Origin of the sequence: Pseudomonas sp. DP-17 (genome assembly GCF_022380625.1) — a bacterium.
In the GTDB taxonomy this organism is placed as follows: domain Bacteria; phylum Pseudomonadota; class Gammaproteobacteria; order Pseudomonadales; family Pseudomonadaceae; genus Pseudomonas; species Pseudomonas nitroreducens_A.
The window spans coordinates 416,724-430,903 of the sequence record NZ_JAKSXG010000004.1; the positions used below are offsets into that span (position 1 = coordinate 416,724).

The 14,180-nt window shown below is 67.2% G+C and carries 12 protein-coding genes; 3 read left to right on the forward strand and 9 right to left on the reverse strand.

The annotated features are described in order from the left end of the window. Positions 1-44: 44 nt before the first annotated feature. From MJ122_RS11245 to MJ122_RS11255, 3 genes are read left to right on the forward strand one after another with little or no spacing between them, the layout of a single operon-like run. Positions 45-479 (forward strand): DcrB-related protein, encoded by a 435-nt coding sequence (locus tag MJ122_RS11245; protein WP_017518706.1) that lies wholly within the window; start codon positions 45-47, stop codon positions 477-479. 9 nt (positions 480-488) lie between these two features. Then, positions 489-1,871, forward strand: a complete 1,383-nt coding sequence (locus MJ122_RS11250; RefSeq protein ID WP_239744206.1) for a PAAR domain-containing protein — start codon at positions 489-491, stop codon at positions 1,869-1,871. Further along, a complete protein-coding gene (locus tag MJ122_RS11255) occupies positions 1,861-2,094 on the forward strand; it encodes a hypothetical protein (RefSeq protein WP_239744207.1) in 234 nt (77 codons plus the stop codon). Before MJ122_RS11250 ends, MJ122_RS11255 begins: the two co-directional genes overlap by 11 nt. A 30-nt stretch (positions 2,095-2,124) precedes the next feature. Here the strand turns inward: MJ122_RS11255 and MJ122_RS11260 are convergent, their stop codons facing one another. The 9 genes from MJ122_RS11260 to tssA form a co-directional block, all read right to left on the reverse strand. Further along, the gene (locus MJ122_RS11260) at positions 2,125-4,074 is read right to left on the reverse strand and encodes a type VI secretion system tip protein VgrG (RefSeq protein WP_239744208.1); all 1,950 of its coding nucleotides are present in this window, start codon (positions 4,072-4,074) and stop codon (positions 2,125-2,127) included. 65 nt (positions 4,075-4,139) lie between these two features. Next, the gene (gene tssH / locus MJ122_RS11265; RefSeq protein WP_239744209.1) at positions 4,140-6,821 is read right to left on the reverse strand and encodes a type VI secretion system ATPase TssH; all 2,682 of its coding nucleotides are present in this window, start codon (positions 6,819-6,821) and stop codon (positions 4,140-4,142) included. Positions 6,822-6,836: 15 nt separating this feature from the next. After that, positions 6,837-7,865: a type VI secretion system baseplate subunit TssG gene (tssG, locus tag MJ122_RS11270; RefSeq protein ID WP_239744210.1), complete on the reverse strand. Its 1,029-nt coding sequence runs from the start codon at positions 7,863-7,865 to the stop codon at positions 6,837-6,839. Further along, positions 7,829-9,688, reverse strand: coding sequence for a type VI secretion system baseplate subunit TssF (tssF, locus tag MJ122_RS11275; protein ID WP_088417281.1), 1,860 nt, complete (start codon positions 9,686-9,688; stop codon positions 7,829-7,831). Before tssF ends, tssG begins: the two co-directional genes overlap by 37 nt. After that, positions 9,685-10,200, reverse strand: a complete 516-nt coding sequence (gene tssE, locus MJ122_RS11280) for a type VI secretion system baseplate subunit TssE (RefSeq protein ID WP_088417280.1) — start codon at positions 10,198-10,200, stop codon at positions 9,685-9,687. Before tssE ends, tssF begins: the two co-directional genes overlap by 4 nt. 95 nt (positions 10,201-10,295) lie before the next feature. After that, on the reverse strand, positions 10,296-10,784 hold the full coding sequence (locus MJ122_RS11285) for a type VI secretion system tube protein Hcp (protein WP_088417279.1): 489 nt from the start codon (positions 10,782-10,784) through the stop codon (positions 10,296-10,298). Between the two features lie 91 nt (positions 10,785-10,875). Continuing rightward, positions 10,876-12,369 (reverse strand): type VI secretion system contractile sheath large subunit, encoded by a 1,494-nt coding sequence (gene tssC, locus MJ122_RS11290; protein WP_239744211.1) that lies wholly within the window; start codon positions 12,367-12,369, stop codon positions 10,876-10,878. Between the two features lie 16 nt (positions 12,370-12,385). Then, positions 12,386-12,904 carry a type VI secretion system contractile sheath small subunit gene (tssB, locus tag MJ122_RS11295; protein WP_017518696.1) on the reverse strand — a complete coding sequence of 173 codons (519 nt, stop codon included), beginning with the start codon at positions 12,902-12,904 and terminating at the stop codon, positions 12,386-12,388. Positions 12,905-12,989: 85 nt separating this feature from the next. After that, the gene (gene tssA, locus MJ122_RS11300) at positions 12,990-14,009 is read right to left on the reverse strand and encodes a type VI secretion system protein TssA (protein ID WP_239744212.1); all 1,020 of its coding nucleotides are present in this window, start codon (positions 14,007-14,009) and stop codon (positions 12,990-12,992) included. Positions 14,010-14,180: the final 171 nt, after the last annotated feature.

Sequence of the window (14,180 nt, forward strand, 5' to 3'; positions counted from 1 at the left end):
TTCGTTCAGCTCAGAGAGCAGAATCCTACGGAAGGGGTCAAACATTGTCGCTCTATCGCCTCAACGAAGCGGACTTGGACATTCCCGATGCCTGGCAGGACCAGAGCATCAACATCTTCAAGCTGCCCGCCAACGGCCCGGCCCGCGAAGCCAGCTTCGTCATCAGCCGGGACGCCAGCCAGGGCGACGCCTCGTTCGCCGAGTACGTCAGCGGTCAACTGGCCAATGCCGAAAAGCAGTTGCCGGGGTTCAAGCTGCACAAGCGCTGGGATTTCAACATCCATGGCCACGCCGCGGTGATGCTGGACTACCAGTGGCAGCGCGAAGGCCGTGACCTGATGCTGCGCCAGGTGTTCATCGAACGCCGTCCGGCGGTGCTGATCACCACCCTCACCACCACGCCCTACGACCTGCCGCACCATGAAGCGGCCTGGAAGCAGGCGATGCAGAGCCTGGTACCCCAGCCGACCACCGTTTGAGTACGCCGCATGGATGCGCAAGCTGCAGCACGCCTGGGCGATGAGATCGCCCATGGTTTCGGCGTCGCCGCGATGGTCGCGGGCGCGGTGGCGGGCGCCCTGATCGGCGCCGCGGTAGTCGCCGCCACGGCCGCCACCGGTGGCCTGGCGGCGGTGATCATCGCCGGTTCGATCGCCGCGGGCGGCCTGTCAATGTTCCAGATCGTCAAGGGCCTGACCACCATCTTCGAGTTGCCCGAGCCCACGACCGGGGTGCTCATACGGGGCAGCTTCAATGTCTACGTGAACAGCCGCAACGCGATGCGCGCGGGCGACGATGCGTCGTCCAGCTGCACCGGGCTGCCGCTGAACCACCCGATGTGGCCGTTCCCGGTGGTGATCGCCGAGGGCAGCGCCACGGTGTACATCAACGGCAAGCCCGCCGCGCGGCTGCAGAGCAAGATGGTCTGCGGCGCGCACATCAAGACCGGCAGCAAGAACACCTTCATCGGCGGCCCGACTGAGCGCGTGGCCTTCGTCCTCGACCTCGAGGAATGGTTGCACACCGGGCTGGAGGCGCTGGGCATCGTCGCCGCGCTGGGAGGGCTGGTGCTGGCGGCGATGGCCGGCCTGGCCGCCCTGGGCGCGTTCGTTGGCATTGGCGCCCTGATGATGGGAGGCATGACCCTGCTGGGCGAATTGGGCGACCGCCTGGGGCCGGGTTATCGCGACCTGCTGCAAGGCGTGGCCGGCATGGCGCTGCTGGGCCTGAGCCCGAAGCTGGCGCGCCGGGGAGCGCTGGAGGAGCCGCCGCCCAAGACGCAGGTGCCCAAGGGCTTCGACGAGGTCTACGCCAAGGCGCCGGCGGCGAAGGCCGAGATCGACGCCGTGGCCGACGAGCTGGCGGCTCAGTACGGTGGCAAGGTCGCCAAGGCACCGATCAAGTCGCAGGAACGGGCGATCCAGAAGATCAACGGCGATTACGAAGGCGATCCGACCAAGATCAAGGACCTGGCCCGCAATACCATCATCGTCGAGGGCGACAAGGTCAATACCGTGGCCGGCGAGCTGGCCAGCCGTGGCGCCAAGGTCAAGGTCATCGACGGAGCCAGCGACCCGTTGGGCTACAGCGGGGTGAACTCGACGGTGAACACCAAGGCCGGGATTCCCGCCGAGATCCAGGTCAACTCGCCGGAGATGATCTACGCCAAGGAGTCCGAACCCATGGCCCGTGCGCTGCTGGGCGACGACGCCTACAACGCGGTCGCGGCCAGGACCGATGTGCCCGGCGGCCTGGGGCACAAGTACTATGAGGAATGGCGGGTGCTCGATCCGAAGTCACCCGAAGCCCAGGCCATCGCCGAGAAGAGCCGGGCCTACTACGAAGCCGTAAGGACGGGAAATGGGAATTGAAAAGGGCGAGGCCTTCGCCGAGCGCGACATCTACATCGACTATGACTACGAGGACGTGACCTACCGCTGGGACCATCGCACCAGCACGGTCTACGTGCGCTTCTACGGCGAGCCGGAGCGTGCCGAGCCGGTGCCGCACGATGGCCGCCTGTTCAACGAAGCGCTGCGCTTTGGCCGCGAGATCACCCGAGAGGAATACGAGCGCGGCTTCCCGGCCCCGTGATCGGGCGCCCAGGCAGGGGCGCCCGATGGCTCAGGAGGCCTTGGGCGGCGGCGGGAAGGCCGCCTGTACCTCGGCGTCGATGCTGCCCTTATTGCCCTGGCCCTGGGCATCCACCGCGCTGGCGCCGCCAGAGTTGAGGTCCAGCCGGCCGCCGGTGTCGATGTTGCCGTTGCCGCTGGCGTAGATATTGAAGGCGCTGCCGGAGATGTTGATGCGCCCGTCGGCGTTGAATTCCAGAACGCTGAGGCCGCAGACCAGGCGGATCTGCGCGCCGGCCTCGATCACGTACCGGGTGCTCACCTTGTCGCTCTTCATGCCACCCACCAGCAGGCTGTCGTTCTGCTTGACCGCCCGCGAACGGTGCTGGCCGATGCGCACGTTCTCGTCATTGCCGATGTTCTTGGTACGGTTGTGGCCGACGCTGTGGCTTTCGTCGACTTCGACGACGATGTCCTGGTTGCGCTCGGCGTGGATGTACAGCTGCTCCGCGCCTTTCTTGTCCTCCATGCGGATTTCGTTGAAGTTGGCCGGCGTGCCGCCCTTGCTGGAGCGGCTCTTGATGCCGCTCTGGGTGGCATTGGCGGGGAGGTCGTAGGGCACCGCCTGGTCGGCGTTGTAGACGCGGCCGGTGATGATCGGCTGGTCCGGGTCGCCTTCGAGGAAGCTGACGATCACCTCCTGGCCAATCCGCGGGATCTGCACGCTGCCCCAGTTCTTGCCGGCCCAGGCCTGGGACACGCGGATCCAGCACGAGCTGTTTTCGTTGGACTGGTCGTGGCGATCCCAGTGGAAGTGCACCTTCACCCGGCCGAACTGGTCGGTGAAGATTTCCTCGCCGCCGGGGCCGACCACGCGGGCGGTCTGCGGGCCGCGCACGCTGGGCTTGCGGGTCAGCTCCAGGGGGCGGAAGGTCTGTTGTGCATCGATGCAGGTCAGGTTGCACTGGTACTGGCCGCCACCGCCACCACCGGTCTCCAGCGACTCCTGGGTCACGCGGTAGCTGGCGCCGACTATCAGGTATTCGCGGTTCTGGTCGGCACGTGAAAAGCCGGTCAGGCTGAACAGGTCACCACTGGCCAGGCCACGGGCGTTGCCGCTGAACTCGATGCGCTCGTGGAGGCTCTGCAACGCGTCGATGCGGTTGCGGGCGTACTGCTCGCCATGCTCGCTCTGCACGTAGGCGCCGGGGTAGTCGTACAGTGCATAGTCGCCCGCGCTGTGCGGGCGGGGGTGCGCCGAGCGCACGTCCATGCGCGCGGCGGGGCGCTGGAAGTCGTAGTCATTGAGCTCCAGGGAACCGGGCTGCACCTGTTGCGCCAGGCGCCAGTCGTTCAGGTGGTCACGCTCGCGGTGCTGGCCGTCCGGCGGGTAGTAGGGGACCTGCGCATAGCCGGCCGGAGTGCGGTGCGCGCCATAGGCATCGGCCAGCACCAGCACGTGGCGGTCCTTTTCGTGGCGGAAGTAGTAGTAGATGCCTTCCTTCTCCATCAGCCGGCTGACGAAGTCCAGGCTGGTCTCGCGGTACTGCACGCAGTACTCCCATTCGCGGTAGCTGCGGCTCAGCGCATCCTCGAAGTCGGAGAAGCCCAGGTCGCGGAAGACCTGCTTGATGATCTGCGGCACGCTCTGGTGCTGGAAGATGCGGCAGTCGGAAGTGCGGCTGAGCAGCCACAGCCAGGGCCGCAGCGTCACCTGGTAGGCGGCGAACTGGCCGACGTCGATGCCCTGACCGCAGCGTGCCACCAGGCCGTGGAAATGGCGCTGGCCGCCGTCGGGCAGTTGGATCGATACGCACAGCGGCTTGCCCAGCAGCTGGTTGAAGTCCAGATTCGCATCGCTGGAGACCAGTTGCAGGTCGTATTCGAAGAGCCGCCCCAGCTCGTCGTTGCCGGAGAAGTCGCGCAGCAATAGCGCGTCCGGGCCCAGCGGGCTGGAGACCTGGGCGAAGCGGGAACGTTGCGTGAACGGGGTGAACTGCATGGACATATCCGGTCGTCTGCCTTGCTGGGGGTTGCCGGGGCATGTGCCCCGGCTTCAACGCGGGTTCAGGCCGCGGCGTCGGCGAAGTGGTAGGCCAGCTCGCTGTTCTCCACGCCGATGCGCACCGAGGCCAGCGCCTTGCCTTCCAGCAGGCGGGTGAGGAACTCGCGGCTCATGTCCGGCAGCAGGCTGTTGGTGAGGATGGCGTCGATCATGCGGCCACCGCTCTCGGTCTGCGTGCAACGCGAGACCACCAGGTCGATGACCGCGTCGTCGTAGTCGAAGGCGACCTTGTGGGTTGCCTCCACGCGCTTCTTGATGCGCTCCAGCTGCAGGCGGGTGATGGCCTTGAGCATGGCGTCGCTCAGCGGGTAGTAGGGGATGGTCACCAGGCGGCCGAGCAGCGCCGGCGGGAAGATTTCCAGCAGCGGCTGGCGCAGGTCCTGGGCGATGTCGTCCGGCGCGGGCAGGGCGGCGGGGTTGGCGCACTGGCGCGCGATCAATTCGGTGCCGGCGTTGGTGGTGAGCAGGATGAGGGTGTTCTTGAAATCGATGAGGCGGCCCTCGCCATCCTCCATCACGCCCTTGTCGAACACCTGGAAGAAGATCTCGTGCACGTCCGGGTGGGCTTTTTCCACTTCGTCGAGCAGCACCACGCTGTAGGGTCGGCGACGCACCGCCTCGGTCAGCACGCCGCCTTCGCCGTAGCCGACATAGCCGGGCGGGGCGCCCTTGAGGGTGGAAACGGTGTGCGCTTCCTGGAACTCGCTCATGTTGATGGTGATGAGGTTCTGCTCGCCGCCATACAGCGCTTCGGCCAGCGCCAGGGCGGTTTCGGTCTTGCCGACGCCGGAGGTGCCGGCGAGCATGAACACGCCGATCGGCTTGCTGGGGTTGTCCAGGCCGGCGCGGGAGGTCTGGATGCGCTTGGCGATCATCTTCAGGGCGTGGTCCTGGCCGATGATCCGCTTGGCCAGGTGTTCGTCCAGGCGCAGGACGGTTTCCAGTTCGTTGCGCGCCATGCGCCCCACGGGGATACCGGTCCAGTCGGCGACCACCGAGGCCACCGCCTGGTAGTCCACGGTCGGCAGGATCAGCGGCGCTTCGCCTTGCAGGTCTGCCAGGCGCTGCTGCAGATCGAGCAGTTCGGCGCGCAGCGCATGGTTGTCGTCGCCGGCGCTGTCGCTGTCGACCGTGCCGGCCTGTTCGCGCAGCCGGGCACGGGTGGCTAGCAGTTCGTCGACCAGCGCCTTCTCTTCGCTCCAGCGCGCCTCCAGGCTGGCCAGGCGCTCGCGCTCGGCGGCCAGCAGGTTCTCGCTGTTGGCGCGGCGGCCAGCGACCTCGATGCCGATGGCATGCTCGCGGGCGATGATCGCCAGCTCGGTTTCCAGCGCCTGGATGCGCCGGCGGCTGTCGTCCACTTCCGCCGGTACGGCGTGCAGGCTGATGGCGACGCGGGCGCAGGCGGTATCCAGCAGGCTCACCGACTTGTCCGGCAGCTGCCGCGCGGGAATGTAGCGGTGCGAGAGCTTCACCGCGGCCTCCAGCGCTTCGTCGAGGATCTGCACCTGGTGGTGGCGCTCCATGGTCGAGGCGACACCGCGCATCATCAGCAGCGCCTTGTCTTCCGACGGCTCGGGCACCTGCACCACCTGGAAACGCCGGGTCAGCGCCGGGTCCTTCTCGATGTGCTTCTTGTACTCGGCCCAGGTGGTGGCCGCCACGGTGCGCAGCGCGCCGCGTGCCAGCGCCGGCTTGAGCAGGTTGGCCGCGTCCCCCGTGCCCGCCGCGCCACCGGCGCCGACCAGGGTGTGGGCTTCGTCGATGAACAGGATGATGGGCTTGGGCGATGCCTGGACATCCTCGATGACCTGGCGCAGGCGCTGTTCGAACTCGCCTTTCATGCTCGCGCCGGCCTGCAGCAGGCCGACGTCCAGGGCGCGCAGCTCGACGTCCTTGAGCGCCGGCGGCACGTCCCCGGCGACGATGCGCAGGGCGAAGCCTTCGACGACCGCGGTCTTGCCCACCCCGGCCTCGCCGGTGAGGATCGGGTTGTTCTGCCGGCGGCGCATGAGGATGTCCACCAGCTGGCGAATCTCTTCGTCGCGGCCGACGATGGGGTCGATCTCGCCATTGCGCGCCTGCTCGGTGAGGTCGACGGTGAAGCGCTTGAGCGCCTCCAGCTTGCCCAGCGCGCTGGGCGCCAGGGCGCCGCTGGATTCGCCCGGTGTGGCGCCGGCATTGAAGCCATCGCTGGCGGCCTGGCCGTTTTCCGGCGAGTCGCCCATGTACTCGTCGAAGCGCTCGGTGAGCGTGTCTACCTTGACCTTCTCGAACTCGCGGGAGACCGCCAGCAACGCATGACGCAGGCTCGCGGTCTTGAGCAGGCCGATGACCAGGAAGCCGCTGCGCACCTGGCTCTGGCCGAACATCAGGCTGCCGTAGACCCAGCCGCGCTCCACGGCTTCCTCGACGTGGGCGGACAGGTCGGTGATGGAGGTCGAACCGCGCGGCAGGCGGTCGAGCGCTTCGGTCACGTCACGCGCCAGGCGCGCCGGCTCGAGGCTGAACTGGCGCACCACGCGATGCAGGTCCGAATCGGACAACTGCAGCAGCTGGTGCAGCCAGTGCACCAGTTCCACGTAGGGATTGCCGCGTAGCTTGCAGAACACGGTGGCGGCTTCGATGGCCTTGTAGGCGGTGGGATTGAGCTTGCCGAACAGCGCGGCGCGACTGATTTCACCCATGGTGTTGCTCCTTGTCTAGTGTGCCGGCGCGCTCGGCGCGGCGTGGTGCCGGGACAGCACCAGGTCCTTCGGGTCGTGTTCGGGGCGGCCCAGCCAGGTCGTGTAGCCCAGGCGCAGCCCATGATCCAGGCGCAGCGCGGGGGCTTCCTCGCGGCGCAGCTGCAGTGTCAGTTGCCAGTCCAGTTCTTCACCCAGGTATTCGCCCACCCAGGCCGCCAGCTCGGCGAAGGCGCGGCCGTCGGGCAGCAGCGCCTGGTACTGCGCCAGGCTCAGCGGGCCCAGGCAGATGCCGAAGCAATGCTGGCGATCCCACACCTGGCCGCCCAGGCAGAAGTCCTCGCCCAGGCGGGTGCAGGCCACGCCCAGGCGCGTGCGCTCGGGTAGCTGCAGCCATTGTCCGGCGTACTCCTCGATGCGCACCGGCACCCCGAAGTAGTCCTGCAGGATGGCCTTGAGCCCATCCGGGTAGCGTGTCTGGGCGGACAGATGGCCGGTGAAATGCAGCGTGGCGTTGCCATCGATCAGCCCGTTGCCGCGCAGGCTGGGCTGGCCGCGTCCGCTGAAGGCGGCCAGGCGCTCGGACCAGTAATCGTCCTCCGGACGGTCGTGGCTCACGGTTGGGCGCGCCTCGGCCCAGGCGCGGTAGAACAGGCTCAGCAGGCGATGGTGGAAGACGTCGAAGAACTGCTTGCTGGTGCTGTCGCCATGGTTGCGCTGGCGGTCGCGCACGTACTCGGTGATGTGCAGCGGCAGCGGCCCGTTGGGCCCGCCCAGGCCGAAGAAGAACTGCTCAAGGCGCCACGGCGCGCTGCCCTCGGGCGGGCGCACGGCTGCCAGGGTCGAGGGGGCGAAGCTGCCTTCGGGCTGCTGGCCCAGGCGCAACGGGTCGTCCGCCAGGCGCCGCGAATGGCCCAGGCGGGGCAGCTCGGGGTGCTCGCACTGGATGCGCCGCAGGGCCTGGAAGAAGTCGAACTCCCAGGGCTCGGCCTGCATCGCCTGCAGGGCGCTCAGAGGTTCGGTCGACGTCCGGGTCGGGCTTTCCATCGCATGATCTCGCCACGTTCGGTGCTGCGAAGCACGGTTTCGGTAAAGCTGTTCAGGGACACGTAGCGCGCCAGGAAGCGCTCGAACACCGCGCCGAGAAGGAACACGCCCGTGCCACGGAAGGCGTTCTCGTCGAACTCCAGGGTGATCTCCAGCCCACGGCCGAACACGATCGGGCCGGGCATCGGCAGGCGTCGGGTGATGGGCCGGCTGCTGACCTCGCGCAGGCCTTCGATCTGCAGCGGCAGGGCCGGGTCCTGGTTGTCGGCGTAGAGCCGCAGCAGTTCGCGCAGGGCGGCGGCGCCCTGGCCGTTCTCCGCCAGCGACAGGTAGTTCAGCGACAGCTGGCTGATCAGCCGCCAGGCCTCGCGGTCATGGGCGCGGCTGGGGCGCGGCCGGCTGGGTCCGGTGAGGCAGCGCACCGCTTGCACCGGGGCGCTGTCGGCGAGGGTGAAATCGCTGCCGGCGCTGCCGGGGTTCATGAACAGCGGCAGGTCGCGGTTGGTGCACAGTGCGCCCAGGCCCAGCTGGCGCAGGTCGTGGCGATAGGGTGCCTGCTGGCTGTCCACCAGGCTGATGAAGGTTTCGCTGCCCACGTAGCTGGAGCGGGCGCCGCTGCGGCGCTGTTCGCTGGAGAGTACGCGCTGCTCGCGGCGCAGGATGTAATAGGCCTTTTCCTGGCCATAGCGCGACGGATCGCGCACGGCATAGAAGGGCAGGAAGGCCTGGTCCGCGCCGGTGCCGTGGCCGGTGACCGAGCTCAGCGAGTGGATCTCGAAATCCATCGGCCGGGTACGGTCGGCGATGGCGTGGTGCTCGTGGACGCGCTCGCTCAGGTGGATGCGGTCCAGGCGCCGGGGAAACAGATTGATCGCCGGCGTGCAGAAGGGCACGAACTGCTCGGCGCCGACCTGGCCCTGCAACTGCTTGTCGAGACGGTCGAAGAGGACGATCAGCTGCAGCTCCTCCCCGTCGCAGCGGCGCACTGCGCGCTGCAGCCCGGTCACGTCGATGAAGAGGTAGCGCTGCGGCAGGGCGAAGTATTCCTGCAACAGCCGGTAGCCCTGGAACGCCTGCGGCACCACCGGCAGGGCCGCGTCTTCGTCATCGAACCCGCAGGGGCGCAGGGCGTCGACGGGCAGCCGCTCGACCCAGTCGCGGCCGTTCTGGCAGGCGTAGACCGCGCAGGCGTTGCCGAGCAACTGCTCGTACAGGCGTACCGGCACTTCGTCGACGCCATTGAGGTAGAGCGGCAGGTGCTCCAGCGCCAGGCTGTTGAACGGGACTTCCACGCCGCTGCGCAGGGTCAGGCGCAGCGCGGCCTTGGCGCGTGGTTCGGCAGCGGCCAGGCGGCCGAGTTCGGCGGCCGGGTTGGCGATGTATTCGGCCTGGGCCACGCGCAGCGGCCACAGGGTCACCTCATGGGCGGTGCGGAATTCGCAGGGCGTCTGCCCTTCCTTGCCCAGCGGGGCGCGCAGCACGCTCTGCCGGGGCAGGCGGAAGCCGTCGTTGAGGGAGCCGTCGTCGGGGTTGGTCTGCATCTGCACCACGCACATCGACGGGGTCGGGGCGAGGTAGTGCGGGTAGGCGACTTCCAGCAGGTTGTGGGTGAAGGTCGGGTACTCGGCATCGAGCTTGAGCTGTACCCGCGCGGTGAGCCAGGCGAAGCCTTCGAGCAGGCGCTCGACGTAGGGATCGGCGCACTCCATGCCGGCCAGGCTCAGGCGGCTGGCGATCTTCGGGTAGTCGCGGGCGAACTCTGCGGCGCCCTCGCGGATGTGCTGCAACTCCTGGTTGTACAGCTCCAGCAGGCGCGGATTCATGGGCGCCTCCGCTGTTGCGCGGGCACCACGGAGACGTGGCCGGATTCCAGGTCCAGCTCGGTGCGCAGCAGCAGGGGCAGGGGCACGGGCTGTGCCCACAGGTCGCCCTCGATCTCGAAGCTCAGGGCATTGTGATTCATCTCGCCGGCGGCCTTGTGCGCGCGCACGCGCAGGGTGTGGCGCAGGATACGCGGCTCGAAGGTGGCGATGGCCTGGTGGATGAGGCCCTCCAGGGCCAGGACGTCGATGCTCGAGGCGCTGTTGCCGGCCAGTGGCGGCAGGCCGTAGTTCAGCACCGAGGTGCCGGCGGGCGTCTGGCGGCTGCGTTCGGGGTCGAGCAGGGCGGTGGAGTTGAGCAGCCACGCGAGGTCGCGCAGCACCGCCGCGCGCAGCTCATTGTGCGAGAAGGCGCGACGACCCGGCGCATCGTGCGGGGTGCCGGGGGCATCATCGGTGAGTCGGTCGAGCAGCGATGGCTGCAGGCGCTCGCGGGAAGTCAGGTCGGCTACCAACACAGGAATCCTGTACGCAGTGGCGGGGAGGGGGCTTGCGGCCCCCGGTACCCGCAGGCAAGCCCCCGGCGCTCAGGCGACGGGGGCATGCAGGCTTACTTCTTGACGTTCTGGCGGATGTTCCAGCCGTACTTGATCGGACCGCCGTCCTTGCCGCCGTCGGCTTTCTGCGGCTGGTAGTCCACCGAGACCTGGCCGAAGTTCAGCGAGACGGTCTCGGTGATGCGGTCATCGCCGCCCGAGCCACCGGTGTGCAGCGAGGTGACCAGCACTTCCTGCAGGGTGATGATCAGGTACTCGACCTGGTTGTCGCCGCCCGCCTTGCGCACGGTCAGCACGGCCTTGTCGATGTGCTTGCCGCTGGAGCAGTGCATCATCAGGTTCGGGGTGGCCTTGTCGACGTACTTGGTCAGGGTCAGGTCCTGGATGGATACCTTGCCCGCGCCACCGCCACCGCCGACGTGCATGTTGCCGGATTGGGTCATGCCCCAGCTCCAGTTCAGTACGTCGATTTCGTCCTTGTGAGTCTTGTCCATCGACTCGCCCTTGATGTCGCCGATCTTGATGAAGATATCGACAGCCATGTTTTCTCCTGTGGTGCAGTGACCGAATGGAAGGTGTCAGGGACGGCGCCGTTCCGACGGCGCCGCTTTGCAGAACCCGCGTCGCGCCCGATCAGGCGCCCTTGGCCGACGGCAGTTTGGAAACCAGCCGCAGCGACACTGTCAGCCCTTCGAGCTGATAGTGCGGACGCAGGAAGAACTTGGAGTTGTAGTAGCCGGGGTTGCCCTCGACTTCCTCGACCACCACTTCGGCGGCGGCCAGCGGGTGCTGGGCCTTGGTGGTCTCGGTGGAGTGCGCCGGGTCGCCATCGACGTAGTTGAGGATCCAGTCCTGCAACCAGCGCTGCATCTCGTCCTTCTCCTTGAAGGAGCCGATCTTGTCGCGAACGATGCACTTGAGGTAATGCGCGAAGCGGCAGGTCGCGAACAGGTAGGGCAGGCGCGCGGCCAGGTTGGCGTTGGCGGTGGCGTCCGGGTCGTCGTACTCGGCCGGCTTCTGCAGGGACTGCGCGCCGATGAATGCGGCAAAGTCGGTGTTCTTCTTGTGCAGCAGCGGCATGAAGCCGTTCTTCGCCAGCTCCGCCTCGCGGCGGTCGGAAATGGCGATCTCGGTGGGGCACTTCATGTCCACGCCACCGTCGTCGGTGGGGAAGGTGTGCGCCGGCAGGTTCGGCACTTCGCCGCCCGATTCCACGCCGCGGATGCGAGAGCACCAGCCGTAGTGCTTGAACGAGCGGTTGATGTTCACGGCCATGGCGTAGGCGGCGTTGGCCCAGGTGTACTTGCTGCTGTCGGCGCCGTCGGTGTTTTCTTCGAAGGCGAAGGCTTCCACCGGGTCGGTCTTCGCGCCGTAGGGCAGGCGCGCCAGGAAGCGCGGCATGGTCAGGCCGATGTAGCGCGAATCCTCGGACTCGCGCAGCGAGCGCCAGCCCGCGTATTCGGGGGTGGTGAAGATCTTGGTCAGGTCGCGCGGGTTCGACAGCTCCTGCCAGGAGCCCATGCCCAGCACGGTGGGCGAGGCGGCGGAGATGAACGGCGCGTGCATCGCCGCGCAGACCTTGGACAGCTCGCCGAGCAGCTCGACGTCCGGCGGCGACTGGTCGAAGTAGTAGTCGCCCACCAGGCAGCCGTAGGGCTCGCCGCCGAACTGGCCGTATTCTTCCTCGTACAGCTTCTTGAACACCGGGCTCTGGTCCCACGCGGTGCCCTTGAATTTCTTCAGGGTCTTGTGCAACTCGGGCTTGGCGATGTTGAGCACGCGGATCTTCAGCTGCTCGTCGCTCTCGGTGTTGGTCACCAGGTAATGCAGCCCGCGCCAGGCGCTTTCCACCTGCTGGAAGTTGGCGTGGTGGATGATCTGGTTGACCTGGGCGGTGAGCTTGGCATCGATGGCGGCGATGATCGACTCGATGGACTTGATCGCATCGTTGGAGATCAGGTCGGTCTGCGCCAGGGCCTGCTCGGCCAGGGTGCGCACGGCGGTTTCCACCGCTTCGCGGGCACGCTCGGTCTTGGGTTTGAACTCCTGCATCAGCAGGCTGGCGAATTCGCTGGTCTGCTCGCCGGCCGCCTGGATGGCCTGCTCTTCACGCATCATCTCGCTCATGGTGATCCTCCTCTGATCAGGCCTGGGGCTCGTTGTCCTGGGGTTTCGGCGCGCTGGCCAGGGCCTGCAGCAGGGCAGGGTCCTGGATGGCCTTCATGATGATTTCCTCGGCGCCGGTCTTGCCGTCCATGTAGGTCAGCAGGTTGGCCAGCTGGGTGCGTGCCTCCAGCAGTTGCTTGAGCGAGTCCACCTGGCGCGCCACGGCCGCCGGGCTGAAGTCGTCCATGCTCTGGAACGTGATGTCGACGCTCAGGTTGCCTTCGCCGGTCAGCTCGTTGGGGACATTGAACGCCACGCGCGGCTTCATGGCCTTGAGGCGCGAGTCGAAGTTGTCGACGTCGATCTCCAGGAACTTGCGCTCGGCCACCGGAGCCAGGGGCTCGGCCGGCTTGCCGGTGAGGTCGGCCATCACGCCCATGACGAAGGGCAGCTGGACCTTCTTCTCGGCGCCATAGAGCTCGACGTCGTATTCGATCTGTACCCGCGGGGCACGATTGCGTGCGATGAACTTCTGGGAACTGCTGTTGCTGGACATGGCTTCTCTCCTGGTCGCCTGACGCGACGCTGCGTGTCGGCCCGCGGGCCGTCATCGATTACGCGTGATCCCGTTTCCTGGCCGGTCAGGCCTGGTCCGCGTCGGGGCCGCGCAGGTTTTCGAACTGACTGATGCCGTCGGGAATCAGGTTGCGCACGATGCTGGCAAAGTCCGCATCGACCAGCGTCCGCGCCCGATTGAGCAGCACGGGCAGGGGGCTGGAAGGCTCGTGGCGGGCGTAGTACTCCAGCAGCCGGTCAAGGCTGCGACGCACATCGTCGCGGTTGCGGATTTCGCCGCTGGCGGGGGGCGCGCTCGGCGCGGCAGCCGCGGTGTCGGCATGGGGTTGCTGCGGCGCCGCCTCGTCGATGCCGTCAGCTGTGGGCTGCGTGCTGTCGCCGAGCACCTGCAGGGCCAGTTTCAGCGGCTGGCGCAGGGGCTGCAGGTCGACGCCGCGATCGGAACCGACCTGCTCGGCGACCTGGCGTTCGATGGCCTGGGCGGCCTCCAGCGCGCTCTGGATCGCCGCGCGGGTGGCTTCGAGTTCTGCCGGGTCGCTGTCGCGCAGGGCGCCATTGAGCTCATCGGCGCTCAGGGCTTCGTCGCTGGCCGGGAGCAGGCCGGCGGCGTTGAGCGCGGCGCGCAGCGTCACCGTGCCGAACACGCGCGAGCGCAGCAGCACGGCATTGCGCAGCAAGGCGAGGTTGGTGTCGCAGGTCAGGCCGGCGAGGGTGTTGACCCGCACGGTGGGGTCGTTGTCATCGTCGGCGTCCAGGCGCGGATAGAGTTCGGCCCAGTAGCGCGAGAGCAGTTCGCTGACCAGCGTCAGGCGAGCCGCGAGGCCTTCCAGACCTTCCAGCGCCAGGCTGCTCTGCACGAGAAAATGGGTGATGCGCAGGTCCTTGCTGCGTTGCAGCAGGCTGCTGCTGGCCTGCTCGATGGCGCGCCAGTCCGGCGGCTCGGCGGCCTGAACCACGTCACCCATGCTGCGCTCTGGGCGCCCCTGGGCATCGCGTTCGAGTTGCAGGAATTCGCTGTCGTATTCCAGGTCAACGCCACAGGGTGCGCTCTCTGAAATTGAGGCGAGCAAAAGCGATCCATCCACAGTAGTCGATCTCCCTATCGGTGTGGATTTGGCCGACAAAGTCCCCAGAAGTTTCCATGTTATTTCTGTGGGAAGTTGCCCTCAGTTAATATCACTGAGCCATCACATATTTGCGATGAAGTAGCCATTTTTGGTTTAGTAGTTGCTGTTGTCAAGGTAAGCTATTTACTC

Bases quoted from the DNA above. Each gene is read 5' to 3' on its own strand.
- MJ122_RS11250 (WP_239744206.1), top strand. From the start codon at position 489: ATGGATGCGCAAGCTGCAGCACGCCTGGGCGATGAGATCGCCCATGGT.
- MJ122_RS11255 (WP_239744207.1), top strand. From the start codon at position 1,861: ATGGGAATTGAAAAGGGCGAGGCCTTCGCCGAGCGCGACATCTACATC.
- MJ122_RS11260 (WP_239744208.1), bottom strand. From the start codon at position 4,074: ATGCAGTTCACCCCGTTCACGCAACGTTCCCGCTTCGCCCAGGTCTCC.
- tssH (WP_239744209.1), bottom strand. From the start codon at position 6,821: ATGGGTGAAATCAGTCGCGCCGCGCTGTTCGGCAAGCTCAATCCCACC.
- tssG (WP_239744210.1), bottom strand. From the start codon at position 7,865: ATGGAAAGCCCGACCCGGACGTCGACCGAACCTCTGAGCGCCCTGCAG.
- tssF (WP_088417281.1), bottom strand. From the start codon at position 9,688: ATGAATCCGCGCCTGCTGGAGCTGTACAACCAGGAGTTGCAGCACATC.
- MJ122_RS11285 (WP_088417279.1), bottom strand. From the start codon at position 10,784: ATGGCTGTCGATATCTTCATCAAGATCGGCGACATCAAGGGCGAGTCG.
- tssC (WP_239744211.1), bottom strand. From the start codon at position 12,369: ATGAGCGAGATGATGCGTGAAGAGCAGGCCATCCAGGCGGCCGGCGAG.
- tssB (WP_017518696.1), bottom strand. From the start codon at position 12,904: ATGTCCAGCAACAGCAGTTCCCAGAAGTTCATCGCACGCAATCGTGCC.